Annotated in this window: 19 protein-coding genes and 1 tRNA gene; 7 read left to right on the top strand and 13 right to left on the bottom strand. The window is 52.1% G+C overall.

Going from position 1 to position 16,867, the window contains the following annotated elements; all coding sequences use genetic code 11:
- Positions 1-23: 23 nt before the first annotated feature.
- The 3 genes from BMX66_RS06055 to BMX66_RS06065 form a co-directional block, all read right to left on the bottom strand.
- Complete coding sequence (locus BMX66_RS06055; RefSeq protein ID WP_090879293.1) at positions 24-968, bottom strand: class I SAM-dependent methyltransferase; 945 nt, start codon at positions 966-968, stop codon at positions 24-26.
- 522 nt (positions 969-1,490) lie between these two features.
- A complete protein-coding gene (locus BMX66_RS15605; RefSeq protein ID WP_147432042.1) occupies positions 1,491-1,691 on the bottom strand; it encodes a hypothetical protein in 201 nt (66 codons plus the stop codon).
- A gap of 77 nt (positions 1,692-1,768) precedes the next feature.
- Positions 1,769-2,014: a hypothetical protein gene (locus BMX66_RS06065; RefSeq protein ID WP_090879297.1), complete on the bottom strand. Its 246-nt coding sequence runs from the start codon at positions 2,012-2,014 to the stop codon at positions 1,769-1,771.
- A gap of 247 nt (positions 2,015-2,261) precedes the next feature.
- On the opposite strand from BMX66_RS06065, the gene BMX66_RS15610 reads away from it, so the two are divergent.
- The 3 genes from BMX66_RS15610 (at position 2,262) to BMX66_RS06075 (ending at position 3,495) form a co-directional block, all read left to right on the top strand.
- Positions 2,262-2,429, top strand: coding sequence for a hypothetical protein (locus tag BMX66_RS15610; protein WP_158593391.1), 168 nt, complete (start codon positions 2,262-2,264; stop codon positions 2,427-2,429).
- Between the two features lie 11 nt (positions 2,430-2,440).
- A complete protein-coding gene (locus tag BMX66_RS06070) occupies positions 2,441-3,145 on the top strand; it encodes a hypothetical protein (protein ID WP_090879299.1) in 705 nt (234 codons plus the stop codon).
- Between the two features lie 83 nt (positions 3,146-3,228).
- Positions 3,229-3,495 carry a DUF4156 domain-containing protein gene (locus BMX66_RS06075; protein WP_158593392.1) on the top strand — a complete coding sequence of 89 codons (267 nt, stop codon included), beginning with the start codon at positions 3,229-3,231 and terminating at the stop codon, positions 3,493-3,495.
- Between the two features lie 153 nt (positions 3,496-3,648).
- On the opposite strand, the gene BMX66_RS06080 is transcribed toward BMX66_RS06075, so the two are convergent.
- Both BMX66_RS06080 and BMX66_RS06085 read right to left on the bottom strand, forming a co-directional pair.
- Complete coding sequence (locus tag BMX66_RS06080) at positions 3,649-4,755, bottom strand: XRE family transcriptional regulator (protein ID WP_090879303.1); 1,107 nt, start codon at positions 4,753-4,755, stop codon at positions 3,649-3,651.
- Between the two features lie 21 nt (positions 4,756-4,776).
- Positions 4,777-5,463 (bottom strand): hypothetical protein, encoded by a 687-nt coding sequence (locus BMX66_RS06085; RefSeq protein ID WP_090879305.1) that lies wholly within the window; start codon positions 5,461-5,463, stop codon positions 4,777-4,779.
- 441 nt (positions 5,464-5,904) lie between these two features.
- Between BMX66_RS06085 and BMX66_RS06090 the strand changes: the two genes are divergently transcribed.
- Positions 5,905-7,110, top strand: a complete 1,206-nt coding sequence (locus BMX66_RS06090) for a hypothetical protein (RefSeq protein WP_090879307.1) — start codon at positions 5,905-5,907, stop codon at positions 7,108-7,110.
- Positions 7,111-7,226: 116 nt separating this feature from the next.
- On the opposite strand, the gene BMX66_RS06095 is transcribed toward BMX66_RS06090, so the two are convergent.
- Positions 7,227-7,520: a hypothetical protein gene (locus BMX66_RS06095; protein ID WP_143058209.1), complete on the bottom strand. Its 294-nt coding sequence runs from the start codon at positions 7,518-7,520 to the stop codon at positions 7,227-7,229.
- A 115-nt stretch (positions 7,521-7,635) separates the two neighbouring features.
- Between BMX66_RS06095 and BMX66_RS06100 the strand changes: the two genes are divergently transcribed.
- Both BMX66_RS06100 and BMX66_RS06105 read left to right on the top strand, forming a co-directional pair.
- Positions 7,636-7,914: a hypothetical protein gene (locus BMX66_RS06100; RefSeq protein WP_143058210.1), complete on the top strand. Its 279-nt coding sequence runs from the start codon at positions 7,636-7,638 to the stop codon at positions 7,912-7,914.
- Positions 7,915-8,174: 260 nt separating this feature from the next.
- Positions 8,175-8,468, top strand: coding sequence for a hypothetical protein (locus BMX66_RS06105; RefSeq protein ID WP_090879313.1), 294 nt, complete (start codon positions 8,175-8,177; stop codon positions 8,466-8,468).
- A gap of 359 nt (positions 8,469-8,827) precedes the next feature.
- Here BMX66_RS06105 and BMX66_RS06110 read toward each other — a convergent pair whose 3' ends face one another.
- The 5 genes from BMX66_RS06110 to BMX66_RS06145 all read right to left on the bottom strand — a co-directional run bounded on the left by BMX66_RS06110 (position 8,828) and on the right by BMX66_RS06145 (position 13,637).
- Positions 8,828-10,069: an AAA family ATPase gene (locus BMX66_RS06110; RefSeq protein WP_090879315.1), complete on the bottom strand. Its 1,242-nt coding sequence runs from the start codon at positions 10,067-10,069 to the stop codon at positions 8,828-8,830.
- 238 nt (positions 10,070-10,307) lie between these two features.
- Entirely contained in the window at positions 10,308-10,544 is a 237-nt protein-coding gene (locus BMX66_RS06120; protein WP_090879320.1) for a helix-turn-helix transcriptional regulator, read from the bottom strand.
- Between the two features lie 107 nt (positions 10,545-10,651).
- On the bottom strand, positions 10,652-11,212 hold the full coding sequence (locus BMX66_RS06125; RefSeq protein WP_090879322.1) for a hypothetical protein: 561 nt from the start codon (positions 11,210-11,212) through the stop codon (positions 10,652-10,654).
- Positions 11,213-12,139: 927 nt separating this feature from the next.
- Positions 12,140-13,366, bottom strand: coding sequence for a tyrosine-type recombinase/integrase (locus BMX66_RS06140; RefSeq protein ID WP_090879326.1), 1,227 nt, complete (start codon positions 13,364-13,366; stop codon positions 12,140-12,142).
- Positions 13,367-13,547: 181 nt separating this feature from the next.
- A tRNA-Ser gene (locus tag BMX66_RS06145) sits at positions 13,548-13,637 on the bottom strand.
- 137 nt (positions 13,638-13,774) lie between these two features.
- Between BMX66_RS06145 and BMX66_RS06150 the strand changes: the two genes are divergently transcribed.
- Entirely contained in the window at positions 13,775-14,470 is a 696-nt protein-coding gene (locus tag BMX66_RS06150) for a Bax inhibitor-1/YccA family protein (RefSeq protein WP_090879328.1), read from the top strand.
- A gap of 54 nt (positions 14,471-14,524) precedes the next feature.
- Here BMX66_RS06150 and rlmD read toward each other — a convergent pair whose 3' ends face one another.
- Together rlmD and BMX66_RS06160 are read right to left on the bottom strand one after the other, a co-directional pair.
- On the bottom strand, positions 14,525-15,898 hold the full coding sequence (rlmD, locus tag BMX66_RS06155) for a 23S rRNA (uracil(1939)-C(5))-methyltransferase RlmD (RefSeq protein WP_255398845.1): 1,374 nt from the start codon (positions 15,896-15,898) through the stop codon (positions 14,525-14,527).
- 137 nt (positions 15,899-16,035) lie between these two features.
- Positions 16,036-16,833: a 3'-5' exonuclease gene (locus BMX66_RS06160; protein WP_090879332.1), complete on the bottom strand. Its 798-nt coding sequence runs from the start codon at positions 16,831-16,833 to the stop codon at positions 16,036-16,038.
- Between the last annotated feature and the right edge of the window lie 34 nt (positions 16,834-16,867).

Here is a 16,867-nt window from a genome sequence, read left to right on the forward strand (position 1 = left end):
CCGCTCCCTCATCCAAGAGTCCCTCATGAATGTGTTGAAATCATTGCAAAACCACCCCAATTCAACAATGAGGTGACATAGTTTCTGATTGGGCCGGCGGGGATAATCTCGTCAAGCCTCTTCTGAGTCAGAATTGGCCCAAACCCAGAAAGCAACATATCTATATTTGTGCGGTTAATGTGTCCGATCACAGCATCGGCCAGCAACATAGCTTCAGGCGTCTGGAACTGATTCAAGTCTTCGCTAAATTTCTCGCCCCATTGGCTGTGGGTTAAAGCATTTTCCACCTCAAGCAATGGCCTCACTTGCCAATTGAACGCCTTTGTTACTGTCATTTCCTTCGAGAAACGATCGTATATTTGATCAAGATTTTCAACGCCAATATGTCCATCAATATAAACGTACCTTCTAATTGGGTCTTTCTCGTCTTTTGGATTACAGTTTAAGTAATTTATATCCCCGCACTCTATTCCGTGGAAGCCCCTGCCGCCGGAAATGGTCACCCTATTGATTTCGGATATCAGCCCGTCTTTATTGCGAAACTCTACGTGCCCAAATGTATCCATGGAAAATACAAAATCAAATGAATCATCGGGAAAAGGGAGTCCCTGGATGAAGTCGCATTGAATGGCCTTATCATAGCCATTTTCTAAACTTTCTTCGGTGCAAGCTTTGCTCATATCAACGCCAGTGAGACGGCAGTTTGGAAACACACTTTTAATGTAAGCACCAAATCGCCCCGAGCCGCAGCCAATGTCGAGTACAGAAAATCCAGGAGTCTGGCTGTGTAGAACTCCGGCAATTTCCTCAGCAAGAAATTCAAACTTTTGAAAACCTATTGCCCGCCTGCAGATAGGTCGAAGTGCCATGGGTTCAAATTTTCCACCGCCACTTGAAAAGCGGGTCGAATAAAAGGAAACCGGATCGATCTCAAAAAGATCGTAAGTAATATCAATTAGAGTTTTCATGTATTAAAACGCGCCTAGCTAATGATTTCTGAATATTAAAAATGCGCAAAATTGCAATAGCCTCTATGGAAAACCAGCTGAAGATTTTTCAAAATCGGTGGGCACAGTAAGCAAGCTGCCTTAAATATCAAAACGCTGTCTGCTAGTTGCCATTGGATGAAATGGCAACTTAAACACGTAGTTCCGCGACTTGAGTGCTCCGGATTCTCGGCCTCGACACCGCGATGGCAGGGCTGCAACGCTGGCCGCAGCTGGCGTTGCGCTATGAGTTACGCCAGCGGGAATGCCGGCAGGCCTTTTCCGGAATTGTCAAACATGTGTTAAAGGGGCCGTTTTGTTCCTGGCGCAGGATGCCACTGAATTCCCTTGAATGTGGTCAGCTAGAGTGTTTTTAGTGATTTGCATAACGCTTGAACCGCACTGGGCTGCTCTATTGGCGGGGCGGTGACATTCATATTATTCCATGAAAGCCGCGTCATACCTAAGTTTCTTGATTGACATATATTATAGTTACCACGTTTGTTACCACGAATAGAACTTCGATACCCCTTGTTGCAGCCAGGCAAGGCTGGCCTTAATAAGAGCCGACCTGGCATCATTCATTGCCATCAGGCAGGCTTCACGCTGGAGAAAGGTAGCAGGAATTTTTCTTGCCGTTGAGGCAGTATAGTAGCAGGAAAAATTTCCCGCTACTTCTCCAAGTACAGCAGGCGCGTTTTTCAAGAAATCCGAGTGTGCCAATACAACCTCTCCGGATTGTGCTGACTGTTGATGAATTCAACCAGTTCAAGTTGGTCAATTTACTCGTCGCGCCCCTCTTTCTGCAAAATTTCTTCTAAAAGCCGGATATCGATTTCATCCATTCGCAACAAGCCGGGGCCTTCGTGGCGAGGGCATTCCGATTCGTGGTGGTCCAGGTATTCTGTAAGCGCCAGGCCTGCCAGCTCATTGAGTGATAAGCGGTTACGCTTCAGGTATACGTCCGTACGGGCCCTGATGTGCTTCGGTAGCCTGATGGTGGTCGTCTGAGTTTTTTTGGCTGCCATAGTTTATTGTAACAATTTCTTGTTATGGACTAACCAACGCGGATCCTTCCCTGATCCCGCACAGATATCTGTTACGTTTTATAACCGTTTGTTTTACGGCTTGATTTAACGAAGATCAGGCAGTAATCTACACGTAACATCGGAGTGATTGATGGAAAAGAATTGATCAGAACTACATGAAGAAGTTACAGCCGCCACACCTCGAGCCATATGGCCTATTTACCAGATAGGCAGGACTTCAAAATATTTGCCGAAGCAATATTTCGGGGGCGAACAAGCGGATTTGATGGGACGCTACGCGCGGCGCCGGAGCGGAGCACAAGAAGCTAAAGACTTGGCGGAGGCCAACATGCTGCACAACCAAAGCAAGCTCCTGTACAACGCCCTGAGCGGCGCGGTCAGGACCGTAGGTTAAAGGAGAAAACGATGGCTGGACCACTTGCACCATTCCTGATAGCAGCGGCCGTTGCGTCTGCACTTGCTTCTGCTGGCGGCACCATCGCATCGATGAGCGCGCAGAGTTCCATCAGGAAGAAACAGGCTGCGGCGCGCAACGCTGAAGCCGTCCGCCAGCGTGACATTGACCGTCGGCGCGATATCGAGATGCAAAAGGCATTGCCCGAGCATGATGTTCAGTCTCAGGAAGAGAAGCAACAAGGGATAGCTGACGAGTTGTACAAGTACATGACGCCAACAGTGGACACTTCGACTGAATACATGGCTGACAACATGAATGCACCGCAAATAATCAAGGACACGATGCAGCGGCAGCTTGTGGGCGCGTTGCAGAAAGGGAAGAACTACGCGCGGAACTTGTCGCAAGTGTCGTCACTTGGTCGCCTCAATCTGGATAACAAGTTGGGAATGAACCGCCTGGGCGAGCGTGTCGGCATGCTTAACAATGAGTCGGCACGGTCAAGCGGGATTCTGCCTATGGAGTTGGACGACGCGAATCTTGCGGGCTTGGGAGCCGAGAATGCTGCTGGCATCTTGAACGGTGTTGGAGGCATCGCTGACGCCATTGGACAGTATCAGATTTTGGATAAAGGAGGGATAAAGAATGCCCTCGGGCTAGGAGCAAAGCCAACTGCGAAAGGTTCCCCCCTGCCGCTTAACTCGCACGTCGGTTAAATACAGGACTTCACGCATGCATAAGATTGGACTATTCGCTTTTAACCAGCTGTGCCGCACCAATTACCGAGGATGGCCTACAAGTGCGCCAACTCCAGCATAGGTTGTCAGAAGGCTGTGAATTTATCGGGATCGTGCAGACAGAAGGCGGACTCTTTTATTCCAGCAAGCCGGAAGCAAGCCGGGACATGCTGAACAAGGTTCGCAACGAAACTGCTAGCCTGGGTGGAAACGCATTCACGATTACCACCGTAGAAATCGAGCGCGGATTCAGCCTGCCATTCGCTCAGGCCGACGCTTATATCTGCCCCCACTTGATTGGCTCTGGTCGCTGGGCGGATCGATTGTAGGGGCCCCTGCAGATGCTCCTGAGTGTGGAAGGTCCGCTCCGCGCCAAGTGTCACTTCCAAGAAGGTACGCGACCCGCAAACGTCTAGAGCGCTCGGCGCGCAGTCTGATAGCGGCGTGGCCGAAACTGCCGTAGTAATCGGCCGAGCGCCGACTCAACGCACCAGCCGAAGTTTGGCCGAGCGGGACGTCGACACGACATTTGCTTCACCTGTTTCATGCCCTCTAACACTGGACAGAGTAAGCATGAACGTCAATGCATTTAGATCATCCAGTGTCAGAGACAACTCGTTTGCAATCTCCACCCTTCCAATCCCTTCTCTGCGTAACCTGTCGAAAACCTTGCCTAGCATCTGCGAGGTTTCCTGGAGCATCGGATTTGGCTCCGTGGTGCGGTAGCCTTTCTTGGCAATTTCGATACACAGCGTTCGATATGTCCATTCGGTCACCAACCCAAGGCTGTTCATTCGATAGGCTAGCGCTGCCAGTGATACTCCCCAATAACTCTTCAGTTTTATCAGCTGAGGGACTGTGACTAATAAGGGGCGACGTGCTACGACATCATCATGAGGCATCAAAAATGCTGAAGCGAAAGCATTCGCCTCGCGCTCCTTTTCAGGACTGTGCACCCTGCTGTGCAGCATACTGTATCTGTCGCGCACCAAATGGCCTAGTTCGTGACCGGCGTCGAAGCGACTGTGCTCGGCACTCTTGAAGGTGTTCAGGAACACAAATGGAGTGTTCTCATGCCATACACTGAATGCATCCACCTCACGCGCCTCAATGGCGAGCGAATAGACCCGGATCCCTTTCGATTCCAGTAGATGAATCATGTTGCTAATGGGCGCTTGACCAAGTCCCCACATACGCCGAAGCGTTGCCGCTGCATCCTCCGGACTGAGGTCGCTTAAATCCGGCAACTCCGCTTGGGGTAAGCTGAATCGCGATTCGATCCAGTGGTTCAAAACAAATGCAAGCGATCCTGCATTCAAGGCGCTGTCTCTAAGCGCAGCGGACATCTTCGACATTGAGCGGAAACTGGCCGTATGCTCGGAAATTTTCGGCAGATCTGGGCCGAAAAAAAACGATATCGGGAAGCGGAGAAGTTCCGCGAGTTCCGCGAGCCGCTCTGGTTCCGGCTCATACTCTCCAGCTTCATAGCCTTGGATTGTTCGACTCCGAACGCCCAGCTCTTCGGCGAGACGTACTTTCGTCCAGCGCCGGCGCGTTCTCGCAAACTCGATTCTTGAGGGATTAAGCATCACGGTCCCAACCCACGCGCATCATGTCCCGGCCTTGCGCTCGACAGATACATCGAATGGAGTTGTCGGCAATGCTGCCACCATAGGTACCATCGGCTCACCCTTCAGTGAACGGAGAATGATCCGCTCCGACCAATCTACAATCTTCCTGTGCTGGAAGTCTGACGGCAGCGAGAGCTCGGTTCGGATTTCCTTCAATCCGTTCGTGCCAACTTCGACGTGGTAAAGCAGAACCCAGAATTGAGTCCCACCATCGCCCTTCTTTCGTAGTTTCGTGATTAGCCTGTTCTCGAAAAGCTGGTACTGCACGTTGCGCTGAACCGCCTTGTCCAGAACCGCTCCCTTGTCGGCTTGGTTCGTGGGATGGCCATATGGTTTGCCGGTGTCACTATTGCCCGTCATTACCCCAATAGCCAGGGATTTGTCTGGCGAAATCACAAGCGGACAATTCTGCTCGTCCCGGATGATCCAGCCCTGCACACGTAATGCGACTCGCAACTGGGCAACAAAGGTATGCCAATGGTAGGTTCCAGCCGCGGTCGGGGCGTGAGCGGGCGTTGCCTCCAGCCGGGCTTCATAGCCACGCTGGTTCGCCTCCAAGAGTAATTCCTGATGCAATGCAGAATCAATCTCGAACAGGCGGGCATCTACTTCTGCAGGCTCAGAAATGATTCGTGTGGGTTGTGGTGTGTTCGAATGAGTGAGCAAGAAGGATCTCCGTTTTTTACTTCCGGTTATCTTACCACTTAATGAGGTATGAAAACCAGAAGTTGTAGCAGCGCCGGGCAATGATGAGCATGCCAAGCATTTCGCAGAAAGGGCGTTTACTACCAGGCTAGGCATGTACCAGTCTGACCGGTCAGTCGGCACCACTCCCGATCCTCGCCGCTTCCTGGTCCCGCCCTTCGCCCCGGCCTTGAGGCGGAGGCGATCCCCCACCCCGCCACCCCCGCCGCGCACGCGTGAAACTCCGTTGAGGTACCTCTCCAAAAATTTTCAATTTTCCGAAAAAATCAGAGGTATGAGATTGATTAAACAATTCCTGATGGATGTGAGTACCAAACGCTGATCAGCTTGAGATAAACTATTGCTCCTTGTTCTCACCGAAAAACCCTATTTCCGCAGCCTTGTTCGGCATAAAAAAAACCGATGTACCCTCTCCGCGTCTATCTTGACAGCAGCGACTTCTCGGTATTATCTGATCCTCGGCGCCGCATTGAATTTGCCCCCATACTAAAGCAGCTCCGTCACTGGGCGGCTAATGAGCAGATCACGTGTCTGTTCTCCGGAACCCATCTCAGCGAAATGGCCCCAACTGATGCCGGTTTCGCAGATGCTGCCCAACGCCGGGCGGATCTCTTGGTCGAACTATGTGGCAGAAACGCATTGATTTCTCAAGATCGTCTCTTTACGGGAGAGCTTAGGTTTGCGTTGCATTTGGCTGAGGACCCTCCAGCCGTGCACTCTTCTATCGGCGAGTGGTACCCGGATGCCTTTGCAGATGTGCTTCCAGTTGGCCCCTTCGATATACCAACTGCGAATATCAAAAATATTATCAACAACTCAGGTATGAGCAGAAAGATCCGCCGAATGGCAGAGCGCAAGGCATTTAAGCACGGCAAGCCGAAGGCCCAACTACACGCAGCAGTTGTCGAAACCGCACGGACTGACAGTTTGGACGAGCTCCTTCAGAAATACCCGATGCGACCACAGGATGCACGTGTTCTCAGTCGCTACTTTGTGGGCGATGCCTCCAGCGCGGATGCGATCGCTGCGTTTCAAGAGAGCCTTCGCGATCCTCGATGGATGATGCAGTGGTTCAGCATGCACCACAAACAACTCAGCCCCTTCATTGAGTGGACACGCGGCCCGGCGGCTCTGTTGCTAACCAGTATAAATGAGATGGCTGCACATGCTGCGTCCGTGCGAAAGATCGACGCTGAACTAGGCACCTCGCTGACAGATACTCTTTATTCCTCCTCGAAATGGATGCAATTGCAGGAGGATATGCTCCTCGGGATCGCCACCCGACTATCGGAGAAATTCTCTGATCAAGTGTCCCGCACACTCACGCCATCCTTGATAGATAATGGTTGCCCAGGTTTATCGGTAGGTGTTAAATCGCTTTATAAGGCGTGGTGGACCGTAACTGGACACATGCCTCGGCGAGCTAAGCTAAGCGATTTTCCAGACGCTCTACACGCGATGTATGCTCCATACGTAAATGTTTTTCGAGCTGATTCCTTCATGGCTCCCCATATTAAACAATACGCACAAAAATTTGGGACACAAATAGTCCCCAAACTCACAGCCCTTATACCCACAATACACAAGGCATTACAAGGTGAGACGTAGATCCACAGAACGCGTTATCTACCTTTAATGTCGCGCGCCGTAGCACGGGTCTTGCCCGCCTTCCTCGGCGCATACTCCGTCCAAAAAATGTGATGCACTTCCCATCCCGCCATGCCTCAGTGCAACGTCCTTCTTTTCTTGCTGCTGGCCAGTCCGCCCGCTTGCCCCTGAATCTGAACTTTCATGCAGCCATCCATGAGCAGCAGTTGCTCGACGATATCAAGGGCCGGGATAGGTGCATCATCCAAGCGCCGGGAAACTCGCTTGGGCCCGGTCGACACGTCCCCGCGCTCTTTGCGTTCGCGCCGGCATCGCTGCGGCTGTTCCCCCTCGTACAGTTTCAGCAGCTTCGGCGATAGCTTTACCTGCTCGCCCAACATTCCCGTTTGATTGCAGTATTGCGTAGTCAAGTTTCAGCAGCTTCGGCGATAGCTTTACCTGCTCGCCCGTATCCGCATAGGTTAGATCAACACGTGCGCAATCATCGCGGCGCGACTCTTCCCAATATCTGTTTACCTTGGCAATGTGGCCAGATGGTGTTACTACCAGATCACCGTTTTTGAAGTCGCTCATGATGCCTTCCAGCTTCATCGTATCGTGGAAAATATTGAAGCGCTACAGCGCGCATCGGAGGAAGAACTTGCCTACATCGAAAACGCCAGCACTCGACAAGTTGACGCCAGAGAAACGGAAGAAGGTTCTCGACCTGGCGGCGGAGATGACGGTGCTGAACCACGTCAAGAAGCTGGTGGAAGATATGCGAGTCGAGGCGACGAACTCGAATTCCAGCTCGAGCGAGCGTAGGACGGAATCATAATCTACCCAGCTTGCTTGTGTGGTGGTCAGGACTTATACAATCTCCTCAGCCGCTCGGTCATCTTTTCGTCATACTCAAGGCGACCCTCGATAGTCGCAAGGAATTGATCAGTTAGCCGTCTCCAAGTGGGCCAGCGCATCCATAGCGGCTTTCCTTCCGGCTGGCTTGAGTCTTCACTACCTCGGCGCTCATAAGCTCGTTTAAAGCGGCGAAATGCACGCTCGGACTCCCCCTCATTTTCAACAGGATGAGCCAAGTTCAGGCATTTCTTGCACCCGTACTGATCCGAAGGCATCTCCCCCTTTGGGAAGCGGTAAAGGATGCAACAGCGTCCCAGGCAGCGTGGGCAGCAAAAATAAACGCGGTACCCGCCCAGATGGCATTGCCGCCATTCCAGATCCACCGTTACACTGCCAGCAAGGATAAAGGCCTCACTGTTCGGGCGAAGACAATATTCACGCGCCAGCTTCCGCACGTCCACCGAGAAGAAGTCATCGGTAAAAGCCTTGTCTCCGCGGCGCCAAAAACTTCGGATATCTAATTCATCCATGACAATGACTGAAAGAAAACAAGTTCGACCAAAGTTAGAAAAAATTATTGGGAAATGTTGCCATGGTTCGAATCATACTTTATCAACTCATCACACCGAAACGCATCAGCTTCCCCATTCCCCAAACCCATTCCCATCCCCCCTAAAGGGGGGATTGGGGAAGATTGGGGACTAAATTGGGGAAAATGGGGACTTTGGGGACGTTTTGGGGACTTTTTTGGGGACGTTTTGGGGACTCTAAATCTCAGTTTGGGGACGTTTTGGGGAAAATGGCACTTTTCGCCTATTTTTTAATCAGTAGATTGGGGACTTTTGGGGACTATTCAAGAGTTCTTGATACCATTGTCATGCTATCGAATCCATATCCAGCCTTCTCGCAGTATTAGGCAACCGGCATTTACCAATCCTGTCACAGCAATCCTCACCCGTTCCGGCACTCGATCATTTTCAACAGCCAGGCGACCACGGCAGGCCTCGATTAATTCATCCACGCGAGTGCAAGGACGCCCGTTAGGCGCGCCACCCCTAGCAAAATCTTTTGATGCCCGAAGCAGTTCGCCGGCCACGTCATATACCACTTTCTGATTTCCGCCCTTAGGGAGCTTCACGCGTCGCACAGAATCGGCGGTGCGTTCTTCTGGAGTGATGATGCACGAGGTTATCGAATCCCCATCGTTATCCGTGCCCACCTCCACAGACGAAAGCCGGAACGCATGTTCTTCCCCATCAACTCCGTCTTTTGATTTCGCCAGCCGCCAGGACCGCCGGTCATCCTCACGCCTTACTTCGATCACCGCATCACTGGCGGCGAGCAGGCTACTATGCCCTCGCATACCCCTGGATGCGTCTTTTCCACTGTGATGGATAGGAATAACAACGCAATCGCACTCCTCCCCAATGCGATGGAGAGTGTCTACAATTCTTCCCATATCTGGACTCGAATTTTCATCTGCCCCGGCTGCCGCAGCGCTCAAAGTGTCAATCATGATGACACCCGGGCAGTAGTTATCAGAGTGAAGATTATTCACCTTTTCAATAAAGACTTCGACATCATGCGGGCTGAAAAGCGAGAAGGAGCCTTTAACAAACTGTACGGTCCGCTCAATAGCCTCATCCCGATAGTATTCATAATAAGCCCGGACACGCTGTGCTAGACCGCCTTGACCCTCCAGGCATAAATAAACCGCATCACGCTGTAAAGTTCGGTGGCCATAAAATGGCCTGCCTTCCGAAATGGCAAAGGCCAGTTCAAGCGCCAGAAAAGATTTTCCACTGCTAGGCGGCCCGAAGATAGGGACCAGCCCATTTTGCGGAAGGATGCCTTTTACCAAATATTGCGCGGGTGGCATCGCTAGCAGATCCGCTGCCGTTTGAAATTCGAGGCGTTCAGGCTCCCGCCCCGTGACCGTATCTTGCTGGCTGTGCCATTTGACGCGCTTTCCGTTGACAACGAGTCTCGGCATCTCGATTAATTCCAGACCAGCGCAGCCCTCAAGGCCTCGGGGTATGTAATCCGGAATACATTTTTTCTGCTCAGCTTCGCTCAGCTTGCGCCATTCCTGGGATGATATTATTTTGCCTGCTGCATTCATTTGAGGGCTCTCCTCTGGCAATCTTGGCTTCTCTTCCACCAGTCTTCCACCTGTTCAGTCTTAGCAGCCTTGAGCGCTCGGGCTGCCGCTGGATCTCGGCGCTTGAGTAAGTAGTATTCCCATAACTCGGTGCCCGACCACGTTTCACCCCCACCCGCGTACATCTTCTCGGCGTTTCTCGGCGCGAGATTTCCGGATAGCAGAGCAGTGGAATGTATGGGAAACGTTCCCGCCGCACTCATTGCAAGGTCTCACTGGATGCGTGACGCTTGACGGTCTCGCGGATATCTTCCACTCGCCACGCCGTCACGCGCTTGCCAAGAGTGCGCACGGGTTGCGGGAAACGGCCTGACTTCACTCCGTCCCACCAACAGGTTTTTTTTACGGGAATTATCGGGGGAATCGGCGGTTCCGCTTTGGGATCACCGATAATTTGGTACAAACGAAGAAACCCGGTTTCGGGAAGTTTATGCATTTCGGTCGCCTCTTGTTCGTTAAAGGACGCTGAAATACTACAAACTCCGTTAATGTCCGTCACGACAAGAATTGTTCGGTTAATGTCGCAAGAAATTGCGAGGAAAGCTAACTCTTCTTAGTGAGGGAATTCCTTGTGCTGGTTTCTGCTACCGTTACTTCGAGCGGATATTTTTTACATACTCGTTGTACCGTCCGTATGTCCATGTCAAAAACCTCTGCGGCCTTCTTTTTGGCGTCGGCTTCATCTTTAGCCCTTGCAGTTGCGTCGGTGGTTCGATTGCCAGCACCTAGATTTCTGCCGACTGTGTAAGCAATCTCTATATCTCGCTGTTCTATCTCTTTTGATTCGGGGCGATTAGGGTCACGGGAAGAGCCAAACGCCGCAAGCTTAGCCGTTTCATCTCCCAACAGATATTTTATCGGTTGAATAAGGGATGCCAATGCAATACGGTCTAGCGATGTTTCCGTGTCGAGGTTGATTTCGGCGCTCAATGCCTGGGCAATTTGCAACAGTTCGGTCATTGCCCCAACGTCGCCATCCTCTGCAGCAAAGCAGAGCCTCCGCCTTACTGCGCAGAGTCCGAACTGGTGATCATTCGGATCTACGCCAATCATTTTTCCATCTACCGGGAAATCCTCAAGCGACGGTTCTTTATCGTTTTCCATTTTTTGGCTTCCTGGCAATTGGTGCCCCGATAGGTAAAGGCGAGCTATTGCTCTTGGGGCTCGTCCCTTGCTGGCCGATAGGTAGAGGTGATCCTGTACGAACTGATTGGCGTTCCCTCGATTCCTTTTCGCCATCTACTTTCTTGTTCACCATCCCTGTTTCTACCCAGTCACGATATCCCTCAATGCTGATTAAAATGCGTCCGTCAGGTGCTTTTCGCCATACACGGTTTTGAAGCCATGCCCCACGCTTGATTTTGGTGCGAACTGCGTCCTCCGTATACCCAGTGAGCTCACAGAACTTCCAAATTTGCACGTAACCAGTCATGTTCTAGAATTTTCTTCCTGTTTGAGGCGCACTAAAAAGGGGCCGAAGCCCCTTCCTGCCAGGCACTAGGCCATCCGTTCATCTCCTATCTTTCCGCACAACTTGATCAAAAGCTCGATCGCGGATCGCTTAATTGGAGCCACAAACACATAATGCTTGCTGTCCCATCTGAACCCGGCTTCCATCAAGCGGTTAAAAAGATTCTCGCTAACGTCTAGGTCGGGGGCAGGCGTAAAAAAACGCAGCTTTCTGTCAGCGGGGGAATATGTTGCTTCGAGGTAAACGGAATCTATTTCTGATGACACGGACGTGCCGGCGGATTTAGGCATGGTATTTCTCCTTGTTAAGTTATTTAAGTTTTTCCGCCTCCCACTGTCAAATGGGTGGGCGGACACGTGCGGGTTGACAGACCGGAACAAGGACCGGCAGGGATCTCTCCCTCCCACACGAGCCACCCGTAAAGCGCATGTTCATGTTTAACGGGCGTAAAAAAACCGCTTGATGGCGGTTGTCCGCCTTGTTTCCCGAGCTGTCAAACCCGGTCCCTGAATTTGCAGAGGCAAGAACAGTATTGCTCCTATAAATAGGATTGTCAACAACTAAGCAACCTTGCCATGCAGCGGCAATACGTTCGCACCATGCGCCAATCCATCCAGGTAATCCGCCCAATGCTGCATCATGCGCTTACGCTCGGGCAGATACTCCGCCCGATTATAGGCGCCTCTCACCTCGTTGCGTTCGCAGTGGGCTAGCTGGCGCTCGATCACATCAGGATTAAAGCCGGTTTCATTAAGAATGGTCGATGCTACCGCCCTGAATCCATGTCCAGTCATCTTGCCCTTGTAGCCCAGGCGGTACAGGGCAAATAGCATTGTGTTATTGCTGATGGGCTTGTCGCGGTTACGCCCGGGGAATACGAAGCGGCTGCCGCTAGATATCTCCTTAAGTTCTGCCAGTATTGCAAGCGCCTGCAGCGATAGCGGAACAACATGCTCGGCTTTCATCTTCATGCGCCCGGCTGGGATAACCCACAAGGCGTTGTCCAGATCGAACTCTACCCACTCCGCTCCTATAAGTTCATTGGTGCGGACGAAGGTTTGCGCAAGCAGCTGCAGGGCAAGGCGTGTTTGCTTGTCGCCGGTTTCGTCATAGCCAGCAATCGCTCTTAACAGTTCCGGCAACTCCTCGGAACGAACCGCGGCTTGATGCTGTTTCTTATGAGGGGTCAATGCGCCGCGCAAATCGGTTGAGAGGTTACGGGAGCAGCGTCCGGTAGCAATTCCATAGCGGAACACCTGCCCACACACCTGCAACACCCGATGCGCCAGATCGTACGCCCCACGGGTTTCTATCTTGCGGATAGTTTGAAGCAGTTCCGGTGCTTCGATCTGGTCGATGGGACGCTTGCCCAGGGTGGGGAAGATATTGCTCTCCAGACGGCGCTTTACATCGCTGGCATGATGCGGTACCCAAGTATGCACTTGCTTGCCGTACCACTCGCGAGCCACAGCTTCAAAAGAGTTTTCCGCCGCCAATTTTTTTCGCAGGTTTGCAGCTTTGCGCTCGGCGGAGGGGTCCAGGTCGGCTTGCAACTGCTGGCGCAACTCATCCCGCCTCTTGCGCGCATCGCTCAAGCTGACCTTTGGATATACACCGAAGGAAAGGGATTTTTCCTTGCCTGCCTGCCAGTAGCGCATCCTCCAGTACTTACGGCCGTCCTGGTAAACCCATAAATAGAGACCGCCGCCATCGTGTAGCTTGCGGATCCCAGTGCCATTGCTGGTGGCATTCTTGCACTCGGCAGCAGATAACAGATTGGTAGCCATTCGTGGTAACCCCCTTGTCGTGGTAATTTTTCACCGTGGTAAGTTTGTTACCACGGAAATTACCACGGTTTCAGCTCGGACTCAAGCGGATGTTACCGGACTGTTGCGGACTATAAAACGGGGAAAGTCTACTGAAATTCAGGTACTTCTGAACGTTGGCGGATGGATTCGGATGTCATTCTGGCGGAGGCGGTGAGATTCGAACTCACGGTAGAGTTGCCCCTACGGCAGTTTTCAAGACTGCTGCCTTAAACCGCTCGGCCACGCCTCCTAACGCTGAGGCGAAGAATAATACCTTTTTGAGCCTTACTTTGCCAGTAAAGGACGCGCCCGGAATGTTACGATTGCAACTTTCCCTAAACATGAGTAGTCTTACACACGTATCAGTTCGTCAACCAAGGAGACGTCATGCAACCTGAACTACGATATTCCAGCCGAACCGCGCAAACGGGACTTGCTCTCGGCCGCAACAAGGTTCTGCGCAATACTTACTGGATGCTTGGCTTGACCATGATTCCGACGCTGTTCGGCGCCATGATTGGGATGAGCACCAATTTCGCTTTCCTCGCACAAGCGCCGATCATGGGTCCGCTGGTAATGCTGGCGGTCATGATGGGTCTGCTGTTTGGGGTGAGCGCCACACGCAACAGCATGATGGGGATCGCGCTGCTGTTTTTGTTCACTTTCGTCGCTGGCTGGTGGTTAGGCCCGATGCTGCAATATGCTCTTCATTTCAAGAACGGTGCGCAAATTATCGGAACCGCTGCCGCAGGGACCGGAATGATCTTCTTCACGCTGGCAGGGATAGCCACGGTGACTAAGAAGGATTTCGGCTTTATGCAGAACTTCCTGTTTGTGGGGCTTGTGCTGCTGATCATCGCTTCCGTTGCCAACCTGTTCTTCGCCGTACCGGCAGCCTCACTCGCCATCTCGGCAGTTGCCGTGCTGCTGTTTTCCGGCTTTATTCTGTTTGACGTAAGTCGGATCGTTAACGGTGGGGAGACCAATTACGTGATGGCGACGATGGGTATCTATCTCAGCCTGTACAACCTTTTCACCAGCTTGCTGCACCTGTTGTTGGCTTTCTCAGGTGAAAGAGACTGACGCTGGAAACATTTGCTAAGCAGGATAAGGGCGGCTGACAACAGCCGCCCTTTTTCATTTGTGCTCTCTTGTTTCAACAGTTTCTTTCTCAAACAGCGCAATGGACTCAACATGTGCGGTATGAGGAAACATGTTTACGATGCCTGCAGCCTTCAATGAATATCCGTTTCGGTGCACCAGTACACCTGCATCACGAGCCAGCGTGGCCGGATTGCAGGATACATAAACGATCCGCCGGGGCCTGATCTCTTCTTCTGCAAGGGAAGTAACCACAGCGATTGCACCTTCCCGTGGCGGGTCGATCAGCATCTTGTCGAAATACCCCTGCTTTTGCATCCAGGTTTCATCTATATCAAACAGGTTGGTTTCGATGAATTGCGTATTTCGCCCAAGCCCATTGCGTTTCGAATTTTCGCTGGCGCGGCGAACCATGGCCGCGCCTCCCTCAAAACCTACTACGTCCGCGCCGCGCCGTGCGATCGGGAGAGTGAAATTTCCCAATCCGCAAAATAAATCCGCGATGCGCTCCGCCGGTTGAGGATCGAGCAGATTCAGCGCGCGCCTTACCAGTACCCGATTCATGGAAGGATTCACCTGGGTAAATTCGGTAGGATTAAACGGCATAACGATATCGAATTCCGGCAGGGTATAATTCAGTTCAGCCGCGTCTTTCGGATAAAAAGGATAGGCAGTCTCGGGACCGCCGGGCTGCAAGAAAAACTGAATGTGATGCTGATCGGCAAAGTCCTTGAGTAATGCTTCGTCTTGCGGAGTCAACGGTTCGAGAATGCGCAAAACCAGCACGTCTACATCCTCGCCCAGCGACACTTCAATCTGAGGGAGACGTTGACGGATAGACAGCCTTTCCACCAGCTTCCGCAAAGGCATGATAAGCTTTGAAATGCGCGAAGGCATGATTTCGCAAGCTTGCATGTCGACCACGAAACTGCTGCGCTTTTCGCGAAAGCCCACCAGCACCGCATTTTTTTTGGCGACATAGCGCACCGATAATCGTGCGCGGTATCGATAGCCCCAGGCCGATCCATATACAGCCGGCAATATCAGTTCCGGCTCGACCTTGCCGATATGCCTGAGATTATCTTCCAGAACGCGCTGCTTCGCCGCCACCTGCGAACGAACGTCCATATGCTGCAGGCTGCATCCGCCGCATATGTCGAAATAGCGGCATTGTGGCGCTACCCGTGCAAATCCCGACTTGAGGATTCGCCCAACCTGTGCCAGTTCAAAGCTTGATTTCTTTCGATATGCGTTATAGGTAACCAGTTCACCCGGCAGCGCGCCCTCGATAAAAATGACTTTGCCTTCCACATGGGCAACGCCACGGCCTTCCTGATCAAGGGATTCGATGACAACGGGGACAGGCATATTTGCGGTAGACCGTTCCTGAAGTCGGGAACAAGCGTAAATCGGCTATTGATCCGACGGGCAGACAATACAAACGTCATACCAGCGGAAGCTGGTATCCAGCGGCCAGCGGAAACCGGCATCCAATGGCGTGCAATGCATACCACTGTTGGTTCGGACTGGATTCCGGGTAAAGTCGTTCAAAGTATTTTCTCGCCGGACAAATAGGACCACTGGCCGAGGAATTCCTGCCAGTGAGGTTCGGTAGACTTGCTCAAGGTGAGCCGCACCAACTCGCATTCGCGCTGATACTGTTCGTTGTCAAAAACTCCTCGCATGAGCTGGAAGCGCAAAAATACAAGATAGGTATTCACCACATCCGTTTCACAATAGTTGCGGATAGCGGCGATCTCGCCATTCTGGAACGCGCTCCATACCTGAGAACCGTCCATCCCGAGCTTTCCGGGAAAGCCCATCAATTTCACCAACTCGTCCAGCGGCACGTTGGCGCGCGGCTGATACAGCGCGAGTATATCCATCAGGTCGAGATGGCGCGTATGGTAGCGGCTAAGATAGTTGTTCCATTTGAAGTCGCGGTCATCATCACCCATATCCCAGTAGCGGCGCGCCTGAAGGCCATGGATCAGGCTGCGATAATGAAGCACCGGCAGATCGAAGCCGCCGCCATTCCAGGAAACCAGCTGAGGAGTGTATTTCTCTATCCCTTCGAAGAAGCGGCGGATGAGTTCCGCTTCTGAATCCAAGGGATTCCCCAAGGACCACACGCGAAAATCATTTTTGTCGCGCAGCACGCATGAAATTGCCACAATCCTCTGTATATGCAATTGGAGAAAATCATTGCCGATAGCCTGGCGGCGGGACTGAAACGCCATCTCGGCAATATCGGCCGGCGCAAGCTGCGGAGGGAGATTGTAAAGCCTGCGCAATCCCTCAATATCGGGAACGGTTTCGATATCGAAAACCAGTATGGGTATCACGAGAGGGGCTTCAAAGGGAATTTGTGAGCGATGA

Origin of the sequence: Nitrosovibrio sp. Nv6 (assembly GCF_900110495.1) — a bacterium.
GTDB lineage: Bacteria > Pseudomonadota > Gammaproteobacteria > Burkholderiales > Nitrosomonadaceae > Nitrosospira.

What these genes read in the sequence shown, in the direction of transcription:
- BMX66_RS06120 (WP_090879320.1), bottom strand. Translation starts at nt 10,544, where the DNA reads ATGCATAAACTTCCCGAAACCGGGTTTCTTCGTTTGTACCAAATTATC.
- BMX66_RS06070 (WP_090879299.1), top strand. Translation starts at nt 2,441, where the DNA reads ATGGCTGGACCACTTGCACCATTCCTGATAGCAGCGGCCGTTGCGTCT.
- BMX66_RS06105 (WP_090879313.1), top strand. Translation starts at nt 8,175, where the DNA reads ATGAGCCAAGTTCAGGCATTTCTTGCACCCGTACTGATCCGAAGGCAT.
- BMX66_RS06065 (WP_090879297.1), bottom strand. Translation starts at nt 2,014, where the DNA reads ATGGCAGCCAAAAAAACTCAGACGACCACCATCAGGCTACCGAAGCAC.
- BMX66_RS06140 (WP_090879326.1), bottom strand. Translation starts at nt 13,366, where the DNA reads ATGGCTACCAATCTGTTATCTGCTGCCGAGTGCAAGAATGCCACCAGC.
- BMX66_RS06055 (WP_090879293.1), bottom strand. Translation starts at nt 968, where the DNA reads ATGAAAACTCTAATTGATATTACTTACGATCTTTTTGAGATCGATCCG.
- BMX66_RS06125 (WP_090879322.1), bottom strand. Translation starts at nt 11,212, where the DNA reads ATGGAAAACGATAAAGAACCGTCGCTTGAGGATTTCCCGGTAGATGGA.
- BMX66_RS06080 (WP_090879303.1), bottom strand. Translation starts at nt 4,755, where the DNA reads ATGCTTAATCCCTCAAGAATCGAGTTTGCGAGAACGCGCCGGCGCTGG.
- BMX66_RS06150 (WP_090879328.1), top strand. Translation starts at nt 13,775, where the DNA reads ATGCAACCTGAACTACGATATTCCAGCCGAACCGCGCAAACGGGACTT.
- BMX66_RS06090 (WP_090879307.1), top strand. Translation starts at nt 5,905, where the DNA reads ATGTACCCTCTCCGCGTCTATCTTGACAGCAGCGACTTCTCGGTATTA.
- BMX66_RS06110 (WP_090879315.1), bottom strand. Translation starts at nt 10,069, where the DNA reads ATGAATGCAGCAGGCAAAATAATATCATCCCAGGAATGGCGCAAGCTG.